Source organism: Candidatus Zixiibacteriota bacterium, from assembly GCA_040753495.1.
GTDB lineage: Bacteria > Zixibacteria > MSB-5A5 > GN15 > PGXB01 > DYGG01.
In genome coordinates this window covers 1-11,723 of sequence record JBFMEF010000200.1, presented here as the reverse complement: position 1 = coordinate 11,723, position 11,723 = coordinate 1, and the positions used below count along the sequence as shown (strand labels likewise).

Below are 11,723 nucleotides of genomic sequence, written 5' to 3'. Positions count from 1 at the left end.
TAACGAGTCATCCCGCGACCCGAAACACCGTTGAAGGGCACGCCCAGACCTATAGACTTCTCGATGACCCGGCCGAGCGGGAAATTTTGACCACAACTTCAGATTTGACTGGCGAGCCGATCAGCCGGTATCTTTCGATAGTCCGGGCGCCGGAAGATATGTATGCCAACAGCCGTCTGAAACGCCATATGTTTCAGAAGACCGGCACCTGCACTGGCGGAAGGTGTGTGGGCTGGAATGCGCTCAATGCCATCTATATTACTTCCTGGGAAATCGACAAGAAATACGGCACCGGATATCACAGCCGTTTCATGCGCTGGCTAAAAGAGGCGCAGCATTCTGATATCACCATCTCGGGAGCCCTGACCGACCCGAAAGGGGACCGCACCAAGACACCGTCGGCCCAGGATGACCCCGATATGTCACTGCGGATTGTGGAGCGAAGGAAAGATGGTATCGTGGTTCGGGGCGCCAAAGTTATGATTTGCGGAGTAGCGGCATCGAATGAGATATTCGTGCTTCCCGGTTCGGCATATAAGGAGCCCGATAGGGATTATGCGGTGTCATTTGTGGTTCCGCGGGATATTGAAGGTTTGACGATTGTGGAGACTCGTCGCCCCAGCGACACCAGAGAAATGGAAGAGGGGTTCGACATCCCGGTCAAGGAGGGGGGAATTACACAGGCATATCTGCTGTTTGAAGATGTTTTTGTCCCGATGGAGCGGGTGTTTATGGCGGGGGAATTTGATTTCTCTTTCAATGCCATCAAGTATTTTATCAGTTCCTACCGGGCGGCGATTGGAGGATGTGTCGCTGGTCAGGGGGATGTCAAGATAGGCGCCGCTGTTCTGGTGGCGCGGGCAAACGGATTGTCTTCGAAAGCGTTCACCGATAAAATCACCAAGATGCATATAAACAACGAGACCACTTACGGAATGGGAATAGCGGCGGCGGCGATGGGGAAGAAACATCCTTCCGGAGCCTGGGTCTGTGATTTGCTGCTTTCGAATGTAAATAAGGTGCATGTGGCGACGCTGCCATATGAGACCTCTCTTCTGGCGCAGGATATCTCAGGCGGTATCGCCGAGACCGGCTGTATTCCGTCATATAAGGATATCAAGTCCGAGCGCTATGGAGCGCTTCTGGAAAAATATCTGAAAGCGAAGCATTCGGCGGAGGCGCGCGTCCGGGCGGCGCGCCTTGTCGAATGGGCGACTATCGGAGCCGGGGTGCCGGGATGTATGCATGGCGGCGGCTCTCCCGATGGCGCCAAACTGATGATTCGGGCATCGGAAAATCTTGAAGAAAAGGTTGCCATTGCCAAGAGGCTGGCCGGAATAACCGAAGAGATTCCGGAACCGGAGACAAAAAAATAGGACAGGACATCGCTGAATGATTTGTCATTGGTAGCGGGCAATAGAATTTTGTTGTTTAAGTTGGAAGTTCTTTGGGGCAGTTCGAAGAGGAGCCTTATGGTTTAGGCGGCGGTTGATGTACGATATCAACTATCTCTTTGACCGCCCGCTCCAGACCGACCATTACGGCGCGGCAGACGACAGCATAGCCGACAGTAAACTCCTCCACCAATCCCAAATCGAGAATCGGGCGGATATTGCGGTAGTTCAATCCGTTGCCGCAATAAACCATCAAGTCCAGCTTTGATGCCAGCTGTGCCATCTGCTCCAGTTTGTCCAATTCCGCTTCAGCTCGCTCCAGAGAATCGGCGGCGACATATTTGAAAGCGTTCAACTCGACGGCATCGGCTTTCGCTTTTGCCGCCTGCTTTACTGCTTCAATCTCCGGGTCAACGAAATAGCAGACATTGATGCCGGAATTTTTCAATGAGGCAGCGCTCTCGCCATAAAGGTCTCGGTTGTGGTCGAGGTCAATGCCGCTTTGGATACCGGGATTTTCATCGGTGAACGGCATGAAAGTTACCATCCAGGGCTTGACTTCGAGAGCCCGCTCCATCAGGTCATCGGCCGGCTCCATCCGCAGGTTCAGTTTGGTCTTGACCATCTCTTTGAGGATATAAAGGTCGCGGTCGCGAATCGCTTTGCGGTCCTCCCGCAGATGGCAACAGATACCATCGGCGCCCGCTAATTCCGCTATGACGGCGGCCTGCGAGGGGTCCGGTTCGCGGAGATGTTTTATCTCCCGCAGAGTGGCAAAATGGTCAACCTGAATTGAGATTAACGGCATAATTCTACCTGAACCAGAAGACGTTATCGTTTTCAAATATTGATATCAAGCATTTTTTACGGACAGGACCGCTTTGGTCAGGCGGATGAAGTCCTCGATAGCGAGCTGCTCGGCGCGTATATTCTGCGGCAGTCCCAACGAGGCAATGGCGGCATGGATATCTTCACGGGTCATACCCGGGAGATGCAGAAGGTTATTGGAGAGAAGTTTTCGCCGCTGATGGAATGCCTGCCGGACAATCCGCTCAAAGTCATCCCAGAACGGGATATGATGTTTCTCATTGGCGGAGAAAAGAAGGGTGGCTGATTTGACATTAGGCGGCGGGTAGAAAGCGCCACCGGAGATGCTCATCACTTTCCTGATATCGAAAAAGCATTGGTGGAAGATAGAGATCGGCGCCCAGTCTTTGCTATCAGGAGAGGCCGCGATGCGGTCGGCAAGCTCTTTCTGGGTGGTGATAACAGCGCGCGTTATAGTTTCCCGGAAGCGCAGCATCCATTCCAGAAGGGGGGAGGTGATATCGTACGGAATATTGCCGATGAGCTTGAATTTTTCGGCGGTGTATTCGTCCGGAATGACGGCAAGGAAATCGCGGTTTAGGATAGTGACATTTTTATAGGGGGCGAACTTGTTATTGAGATTTTCTAACAGGTCGCGGTCGATTTCAAAAGAATAAAGTCGGGCGCCGGAGGCGGCGATGATTTCGGTCAAAATGCCGCGGCCGGCGCCGATTTCGAGAACGGTGTCAGCGGCGCCAGGCTCCAGAAAGGCGACTATCCGCTCGGCGATGCCGCGGTCGGTCAAAAAATTCTGAGAAAATCTTCGCTTGGGCATAAAAAAACAAGACAATATCAGCCGCCAAAAGTCTCCTCCAGACGATAAACTTTGCGGCAGTTGCGGTCGGTCACTTTTTCGATTTCTTCAACGGAAAGATTCCGAAGCGCCGCCAGTTTCTCGGCGACAACCCGGACATATGCCGGTTGATTGGTTTTCCCTCGATACGGCACCGGCGCCAGATAGGGGCTGTCGGTCTCAAGAAGAATTCTGTCCAACGGCACACCGGCGGCCACGGCCGCCATTCTTGAATTGGGGAAGGTTATCACGCCGCCAACGGAAATATGGAAACCGATGCCGATGACCTGCATCGCCTCCTCGACTGTGCCGGGGAAGCAGTGAAATATACCGCCGGGAAGCCGGGGTGAGTATTCTTTGACAATTTCAAATGTCTCAGGGAAGGCTTCCCGAGTATGAATCACCACCGGCATCTGATGTTTAACGGCGAGTTCCAGCTGCTGGCGGAATACCTTCTTTTGCACCGGACGCGGCGAAAGGTCGCGATAATAATCCAGTCCAATTTCTCCGATGGCAACTACTTTGCTCTTACCCAGCAGAGCCGTCAGCTCCGAGGCGACGTCATCATTGTAGGTCCTGGCATCGTGAGGATGCACTCCGACCGTGGCATACACCGATTCGTACTTCATTGCCAGCGATACTGAGTTGCGGGAGGTTTCCAGGTCGGCTCCGATGTTAATCATGGTATGAACCCCAGCCTGGTGGGCCGCTTCGATTATGGAATCGAGCCGTCCGCGAAATTCCTTGAAGTCAAGATGGCAATGCGAGTCGGTCATCAGCTGATTGTCGCGCCGGCCGGCAGGTCGCTTTCCGGAACTACCAGGCAGAGTTTGCCATCCTTTTTCGCCGCCAGAAGCATCCCGTTAGATTCCACGCCGCGAATCTTTGCCGGCTTAAGATTTTTGACAACAACTATCTTCTTACCTTTGATATCATCCGGAGAATAAAATTCAGCTATTCCGGCAACGATTTGTCGTTTCTCCCCGCCAACATCGATTTGGAGCCGGAGAAGTTTGTCCGAGCCGGGCAGTTTCTCCGCGTCCAGCACTTCCGCCACCACCAGTTTAAGTTTGCCGAAATCGGCAATATCAATCAAGCCGTCAGCGGAGTCGCCGGATTTTTTGCGCGAGGGCTCGCCCCTCATTTCAGAGGTTTCCTTGCGGGGGAATATCGACTCTGCCAGACGAACCGGAATCTCCGGTTCCAGATGGTAGAAAGTGGCGGCATTTTCTTTCCGCAGATGTTCCTTGCCCAAGCCGAATACAGAGAGAATCTGCCGCGACTTGCCGGGTATTACCGGCGACAGCATAATGGCGGCGATGCGAATGACCTCCGAACAGGCATAGAGAACGCCGCCCGCTTTTTCCCTCTCTCCGTTCTTGACCAGTTTCCAGGGGGCGTTGGTATCAAAGAAACGGTTGGTCATCCGAACCAGATTCATCGCCTCCTCGATAGCCGAGGTTATCTCGAATTTATTGATATGCCCCATGATTTTGTCGGGAACATCTTCGGCCGATTCTATCAGCTGCTGAAGCCCCTCAAGATTCTTTACGGGAGGCGGCAGCAAGCCATCAAAATTAGCCACAATCATCTTGGCGACGCGGGAGACAAGATTCCCCAGGTCGTTGGCGAGGTCGCTGTTGTACTTTGTCGCCAGTCGTGAGACCTGAATATCGCCGTCGGCTCCAAACGGATATTGCGTCAGCAGAAGATATCGGGTGGCATCAGAGCCGAATTGCGCCACAAGGTCATTGGGGTCAATCATATTGCCCAGCGACTTGGACATTTTTTCACCGTCAACAGTGAAAAAGCCATGGACAAAGATGGTCTGCGGCAGGGGAAGCTTTGCCGCCATTAAGATGGCGGGCCAATAGATGCAGTGAAATTTGAGAATATCTTTTGCCATCAGATGCACCACTTCGGCGTCATACCACCACTTCCGGAATTTAGGCTCATCGCTGCCATATCCGATGGCGGTGATATAGTTGGAGAGGGCGTCAACCCAGACATACGCCGATTGCGACGGGTCGAACGGAAGGGGGATGCCCCATTCGACTCTCTCCCTGGAGGCGGAGAAGTCGCCCAGGTCCTGGTTGAGCAAGCCCAGGACTTCGCGCCGTCTTTCATCCGGAAGAACCAGCATTTCATTTGTCTCAATTACTTTTCTGACTTTGTCCAGATAAGAAGTCAGGCGGAAGAAGTAGTTTTTTTCTTTGAGAATTTCCGGTTTGCGCCGATGGTTGGGGCAGAGACCATCGACCAGCTCTTTTTCGGTCAGGAATTTCTCGCAGCCGACACAGTAAATCCCCTCATAGACTCCGGGATATATAACCGCCTGACCATCATCGGTCTTCGCGCCGTTGAGCAAAGTGAGGAGCTTCTGGACCGCTTCTTCGTGACGGCGGTCGGTGGTGCGGATAAAGTCGTCGTACTCGACAGAGAGGGCTTCCCAGGCTTTCTTGAAATGCTGCACGACCTCGTCACAGAACTCTTTGGGGGCTTTGCCGGTGGCTGCCGCCGCTTCGGCGATTTTAGTGCCATGCTCATCAGTGCCAGTCAGAAAATAGGCTTCCCGTCCGGCTAAACGCTGATACCGCGCCAGAAGGTCAGCCGCAACCGTGGTGTAGGAATGGCCTATATGAGGACGGTCATTTACATAGTATATCGGAGTCGTTACATAGTATGGTTTTTGCAAAAGACGTCCTCCCCTTATTCGGATTTATCGATATTGAGCGCTTCCCGCCACTTGGAAAAAAATGAGGTCTGTTTCCGTTCTTTCCGTTTGATATCACGGCCGTACACTTTGACCTCTTCTCCGCTGTCCAGTTTAACCACCATATAGTCTTCGAAGACATTAATGCGGTCGACGGTGCCGGAACCGGAGGGAGTGATATATTTCTCGCCTACTTCAGGATATTTCTTGCGGGTTTCGGAATAATGTTCCGACTCGTATTTGAGGCAGCAGAGCAGCCGCCCGCAATTTCCGGAAATCTTGGAGGGATTCAGCGACAAGCCCTGCACCCGGGCATCGGCGGTAGATATCGGGTCGAAAGACTTGAGAAACGATGTGCAGCATTGCTGCTGGCCGCAGACACCGTAACCGCCGATCCGCTTGGCTTCATCCCGGACACCAATCTGTCGCAATTCAATACGAGTCTTGTACTCCGAGGCAAGGTCGCGCACCAGGGCGCGGAAATCGACGCGATGCTCGGCGGTGAAATAGAAGGTCATCTTGTTGCGGTCAAACTGATATTCGATGTCGACCAGTTTCATTTCGAGGTTATGCTTCTTTATCAGGTCCAGCGTCTGTTTCCAGGCTTTCTCTTCATCCGAGCGATTCAGCTCCAGGTTCCGTTTATCTTCTTCGCTGGCAGGTCGCAGGATAGAACGCGGCTTATCCTTATCGGAAAAATCGATAGGAGTTATGATCTTCTTGTCGAGCAAACCGATATCCTCGCCGCGGTCAGCCTGCACTATGACATGCTCCTTAGGGCTTAAGGAGTGATAAAAAGTATTGTAATAGTACTCCCGCCGATTCCCCTTGAATGCTACTGTATATAATTCCGGCATATAATCTCCCTTAAAAGACTTAAAATAAGAATACGGTATTTAGAGTCAAGGAGATTGATTGATAACACGACGCATTCTTATAGCCAGCGCTGCCAATGCCAGCCGGGGATGGGTGTTGCGACGCAGTCCCAGGACGGTCAATTTTATCTCTTCGGTCAGCCGGGCAATGAGGTCCGAATCATAAATTTTTGCCGAAAAGCCGTCAATGTCATGAGCAAAATCGGAATTTATTATTCCGGTCGGATTGTCGTATTTGGCGCAAATCATATCGCCCAGAAAGGACTGCCACTGCTCCAGAACTCGTTCGGCATCGCCGCGGTCATTGCTTTTCAGGAGATTGTCAATCGTGTCCAGCGCCGCGGGAGTATCCTTTGAGAATAACCCTTTAAACATCAGGAATGACTTCTGTCGAAAGGAGATAGCGGTATCAGCGGTGTCTTCGGTTTCCGGCTGTTCGGAATCAGCGGGATTTGGAATATAGTTGAGGGCTTTGCCGATTGAGCCTCTTCCCAGTCGGGCGGCAACAGCCGCTTTTTCCTCGGGGAGGCCATATCGTTGAGTAAGATAGGCGACCGCTTCCGGCTGCGAAACAGGAGCAAACCGGACTTTCTGGGAGCGGGATTGGATAGTCGGCAAGAGATTTCCGGGAGAATTAGCGGTGAGAACAATGACAGTTTCGGGGGGCGGTTCTTCAATCAGTTTCAAGAGAGAATCGGCTGACGCCTGCAGCATTTTTTCCATCTGGTAAAAAAGGACGACTCGTTTCAATCCCGCCGCCGGCCGGATGGCGCATTTCTTTTTAATTTCGCGCGCGGCATCGATAGGGATAGTCAGCTGGCGGTTGCCGGTAACGATTTGATAAGGCTCCGCCTTCTTGGTTTGGAGGAACTCCCAAAACAGCTCGGCATATTCCTTGTCGTTCTTGTGGGGAGGCAGCGGCAAGGCAAAAAGCATTTCGGTAAAATTGAATCCGGTAATCAGACGGCAGTTGCGGCATTGCCCGCAGGAATCGACTATCTTGCCGTCATCGTCGCGCGCCAGTTTTTCGCAGTTGAGAAGAGCGGCGAGGGCAAGAGCCATCCCCCATTTCCCCACGCCGTCATCCCCATAAAAGAGATAGGTCGAGGCAACTTTCCCGCGATTGAGAGAGCCAAGCAGAATTTTCTTGGGAGTCTGCTGCCCGGGAATATCATTTAAGGTAATCAATTCTTATCCACTCCACCGGGTCGACCGGCTCTTTGCCCTGGCGCAGCTCGAACTTGAGCAGTCCGTTTTCGGAGAGCCCGAGCCGTTCCCCGCGCCGCACCAATTGTCGCGATTCGGCCGAGACGTTTTTCAGTCCGGCATAAGTCGAATAGTAACCATCCTCATGCTCAATAATAACAAAGATGCCATAACCGCGCAAGTTGCCGACATAGGCGACAACGCCGTCAGCGACGGCGACAACCGGCTTATTGGCTTCCCCTTTGAGCTCAATTCCGGGCGAGTACGACTTAAGTTTCGTGACCGGGTGGGTGCTCCAGCCAAATCCCTTAACAACTTTCCCGGACATCGGAGCGATCAGGCGCCCTTTATATGACACGAAATTGCCGGTTGTAAAATCGAAATCGGTGGCGATTTCAGAGCGCTCCCGCTCCTGGCGTTCTGATTCAAGACGGCTTATCAGCTCTTCCATCTGACGGGCCGCTTCCGAAAGGGAAAGGAGGCGGTCCGCTTCGGCGTCACGTTTTCGCTTCAACCGCGAAAGGTCCCTCTCGCGACGCTCCTTCTGCGTTGCCGCCAGGGTATATTCCTGCTTTTTCCGTCTCTGGGCGGAGCCAATCGTTTTCTCCTTATCCATCAAGGCGGCATACTCCGACTCCGCTTCCTTAAGAAATTCGGAGGCGCGCGACAGCCGGGCCCGGTCATAACCGGCAAACGCTTTCAGATAGAGGTATCGCCTGAAGGCATCCTCTTCCAGCTCGATTGCCCCCTCCGGTTGCAGAAAGTTCTCCTGCATCCCCTTATAATAGACGGCAAGGTTTTCGATATATCTGCTCCGCGTTATCTGGTACTTGCTCTGGGATTGCTCCAGTTCCGTCTTGGCGTTTCGAACGTTCTTGCGCGTTGTCTCCAATTGACTGGTCAACCGTTTGAGTACGGTTTCATTGATGGATGTCCGCTGCTCATAATTAAGAAGTTCCTTTTGAAGGCGTTTCTCCACCGCTTGCAGGGAATCGATATTGCGCTTCGACTGCTCTATTTCCTGTCTTATTTTTTCCAGTTCCCCTTTATGCTCCACCAGATTCTCCTGCTGTGATAAGGCCGGAAGATAAGCCAGGGTCAGGGAAAGCAGCAGAATAAAAGGCCTGAATTTAGAGCAACTCATTTTTTCCATACGGTCCCCATGAATCCGGCCAGCAACCCCAATGCGGCGGCGCCCAGGTAGAAGAGATACTGCTCGCTGCTGGCAGGATAAATAATCGTAACTTCCCGGATACTGACATAGCCTAAACTGTAATGGATTAGCATCCAGGAAGCAATTCCCGACAGCAAGGAGAGAAGCAAACCCTCGAGAACGTAAGGAAGCGAAGTAAGCGATATGCCGCCCCCCATCAGTTTAATCTGCGCGATTTCGTCCCGGTCATTGCGCGCCGAGAAGCGGACCGATTGAATCAGATTGAGAATGACGGCTATGATGATTACGATGCTGAGGAAGAGGACTATTTTGCCGATAAGCCGACGCGCCTCTTCCGCTTTCTCCAGCCATCGCTGGGCGTAGAATATTTCGGTAACTCCCTGAAGGTTGAAAAGTTGATTGCGGAAGGCTTCTAATGAGCGACTGGTCAGATAATTTTCCTTAAAACTGATGACAAGGGAACGGGGAAGAGGGTTCTCTTCAAATCCGTCCATCAGGTCAAGTCCCATCAGGCTGGTCAGCCGAGCGCGCGCTTCATCTTTTGAAACAAAAACCACGGTCTGCACGCCATCCAGTTTACTCAGGCTCTCGACAAAAAGAGCGATGGTGGAATCCGGAACGGAGTCATCCAGAAATGCCTCCACCTCAATTTGCGAAATCATTCTGGCATAATACGCCCCGGTACTCAAAGATGCCGTCCATGCCAGATTGAGTAGAAGGTACAGCAGGGTCAAAGAGAGAAATGTCCCCAGTGATGCCAGGGGACGGCGATACAGGTTGGTGAGCATTTTGCCCATGACATAAAAGGCGCGGTTCATTGCAGCTGCCCGTCAATAAGTTGGTATTCCCGAGCGCCCGGCACGGCAATGACTTTCTGCCCGGAAGTCAGTATCAACAAAGTATGCCCGGCGGCGGAGAGTCGTTTGAGAATATTAGTGGTTTCTTCAAATCGCGGCTGTTCCAGAAGCTCCAGCGGCTCATCAATTAAAAGAAGAGGCTGGTCGGCTATGACCGCCCGCGCAAACATTACCATCAGTTTTTCGCCCCGAGACAATGCCGATACCCGGTCGGACTTTCGCCCCGTAAGATTGAATTGCAGCAGCGCCTGCTGCAGCCGCTTTTTAATATAGGAGCGAGCATCGCCTCGAATCAATAACGGATAGAGAATATTTTCGGCGACGGAGAGACGCTCAATCAGGGAGAAGATTCCGCCGACACCGCCGATGCGGCGTCTGGTCTGTCTTTGTACCGCCGGGTTACGCGGGCTAAGTATATTGCCGAACAGGGTGACCGTTCCCGACTCGGGCTGACGTTGACCAACAATTATTTCAGCCAGGGCGGTTTTGCCGGAGCCGGTCGTGCCCCTGATGACCGCAGTTTCCCCCGCCGCAAGGGTAAAATCAAGATTCCGGAATACGATATAGCCGGCATCGCTTCGGGCCGTTATTCCGTGCAGTTCTACCAGTTTCTCGCGACTATTCAATTTGACATTTTCCTCACAAGCCTTAACTTAAATGAAACATATAATAATGCGGCCTGCAATTCAATTATTTTGGGAGATAATAATATGAAGATATTGCCGGGGAAGGTCTTTCTTGTAATCGCCTTGTTAATCACGGCGAGCGGGACGTCGGTTTACTCCGCGGAATGGAAAAAGATATCGCTGCCTCCGGATATCGGTCTGACCGGAATTCATTTATGTTCCGATACAGACGGTTTTGCGGTTACGGCGCGGGGGGAAATCGTTCAATTCTCCACGGAGAGCAAGGAGCTTAAAAGCGGAAAGATCGAGCCGCCCCTGGTTCTGCAGGATATCTATTTTTTCCCGGGTTGTATGAAAGGAATTATGGTGGGAAATAAGGGGACTATTCTGCTGACGGAAGATGGCGGGAATGATTGGCGGCATCTGGCGACAGACAGCGCCTGGTGGTTCTACCGGGTCGGCTTTATCGATTCCCTCCGGGGATTTGCGTTAGGAGCCAATATGGCAACTTCCGGCAGTATGCGGGGAGTTTTACTGGCGACAAATAACGGCGGCTCTGTCTGGGATACGGTATCGATAGATATGGGGCATCAGTCAAAAAATATGAATATATCCTCCGATGGCGTCATTGTTACCCTGGCGGCAGACAAGATACAGATATCCCGCGACCGCGGCCGGAACTGGGAAGCGGTGGCAATTCCTCCGCAGAAAACGGTCCGCTCCGTCGCCCTCCAGGGGAATTTTGGGTTGATGGCCGGAATGGGGGGATTTGCGGCAGTTTCTAAAGATGGCGGAAAGACCTGGCATCCACTCGAGTACTTTCCTCCCCATATGCATTTTATCGATGTTCTTCTGATTGATTCAAAGAAGGCATTTATGGTCGGAGATAACGGAACTATTCTTTATACCGATGATTCCGGCAAGAATTGGGTGCCGGAACTGAGCGGGGTATCAGGCGAACTGAACCGGATAGTCAGAGTCGGTGGAAGGATATTTGCCTGCGGCCAAAAGGGAGCGCTGGTCTATAGCGAGCTTGCGTTCGGACGGTAGTGCTGTTCCCAAAGGGCAAGAACCTCAGGCAAGCGGCGGTTATTGAATATTCATCGGTTCCGAAATCCCGGATAAGAGTCCGAAAGTTTGTACTTGACTTCGGCTCAAGTAACCGCAAATTTTGAGTGAATGAAAATCGAGTTTGAATACAATCTTTCCGATATTCTT

11 protein-coding genes are annotated in these 11,723 nt (G+C 52.2%); 2 read left to right on the top strand and 9 right to left on the bottom strand.

Annotation, left to right across the window (positions count from 1 at the left end; translation table 11 throughout):
• Positions 1-1,376 (top strand): 4-hydroxyphenylacetate 3-hydroxylase N-terminal domain-containing protein (locus AB1690_13095; GenBank protein MEW6016241.1); only part of this gene is annotated, 1,376 nt, incomplete at its 5' end.
• Positions 1,377-1,470: 94 nt separating this feature from the next.
• Here AB1690_13095 and AB1690_13090 read toward each other — a convergent pair.
• Genes AB1690_13090 through AB1690_13050 form a run of 9 tightly spaced genes read right to left on the bottom strand, consistent with a single transcriptional unit; the run spans position 1,471 to position 10,505 of the window.
• The gene (locus AB1690_13090) at positions 1,471-2,202 is read right to left on the bottom strand and encodes a pyridoxine 5'-phosphate synthase (protein ID MEW6016240.1); all 732 of its coding nucleotides are present in this window, start codon (positions 2,200-2,202) and stop codon (positions 1,471-1,473) included.
• Between the two features lie 45 nt (positions 2,203-2,247).
• The gene (gene rsmA / locus AB1690_13085) at positions 2,248-3,036 is read right to left on the bottom strand and encodes a 16S rRNA (adenine(1518)-N(6)/adenine(1519)-N(6))-dimethyltransferase RsmA (protein ID MEW6016239.1); all 789 of its coding nucleotides are present in this window, start codon (positions 3,034-3,036) and stop codon (positions 2,248-2,250) included.
• Between the two features lie 17 nt (positions 3,037-3,053).
• On the bottom strand, positions 3,054-3,830 hold the full coding sequence (locus AB1690_13080) for a TatD family hydrolase (GenBank protein ID MEW6016238.1): 777 nt from the start codon (positions 3,828-3,830) through the stop codon (positions 3,054-3,056).
• A complete protein-coding gene (gene metG / locus AB1690_13075; GenBank protein ID MEW6016237.1) occupies positions 3,830-5,749 on the bottom strand; it encodes a methionine--tRNA ligase in 1,920 nt (639 codons plus the stop codon). The genes AB1690_13080 and metG overlap by 1 nt, the downstream gene beginning before the upstream one ends.
• A 14-nt stretch (positions 5,750-5,763) precedes the next feature.
• Entirely contained in the window at positions 5,764-6,624 is an 861-nt protein-coding gene (ricT, locus tag AB1690_13070) for a regulatory iron-sulfur-containing complex subunit RicT (GenBank protein MEW6016236.1), read from the bottom strand.
• Positions 6,625-6,669: 45 nt separating this feature from the next.
• Entirely contained in the window at positions 6,670-7,830 is a 1,161-nt protein-coding gene (locus tag AB1690_13065; GenBank protein MEW6016235.1) for a hypothetical protein, read from the bottom strand.
• Positions 7,814-8,992 (bottom strand): peptidoglycan DD-metalloendopeptidase family protein, encoded by a 1,179-nt coding sequence (locus tag AB1690_13060; protein MEW6016234.1) that lies wholly within the window; start codon positions 8,990-8,992, stop codon positions 7,814-7,816. The genes AB1690_13065 and AB1690_13060 overlap by 17 nt, the downstream gene beginning before the upstream one ends.
• Positions 8,989-9,840, bottom strand: a complete 852-nt coding sequence (locus AB1690_13055; GenBank protein ID MEW6016233.1) for a permease-like cell division protein FtsX — start codon at positions 9,838-9,840, stop codon at positions 8,989-8,991. Before AB1690_13055 ends, AB1690_13060 begins: the two co-directional genes overlap by 4 nt.
• The gene (locus AB1690_13050; protein MEW6016232.1) at positions 9,837-10,505 is read right to left on the bottom strand and encodes an ATP-binding cassette domain-containing protein; all 669 of its coding nucleotides are present in this window, start codon (positions 10,503-10,505) and stop codon (positions 9,837-9,839) included. Before AB1690_13050 ends, AB1690_13055 begins: the two co-directional genes overlap by 4 nt.
• An 84-nt stretch (positions 10,506-10,589) precedes the next feature.
• Here AB1690_13050 and AB1690_13045 point away from each other — a divergent pair, with 84 nt between their 5' ends.
• Positions 10,590-11,555: a YCF48-related protein gene (locus AB1690_13045; GenBank protein ID MEW6016231.1), complete on the top strand. Its 966-nt coding sequence runs from the start codon at positions 10,590-10,592 to the stop codon at positions 11,553-11,555.
• Positions 11,556-11,723: the final 168 nt, after the last annotated feature.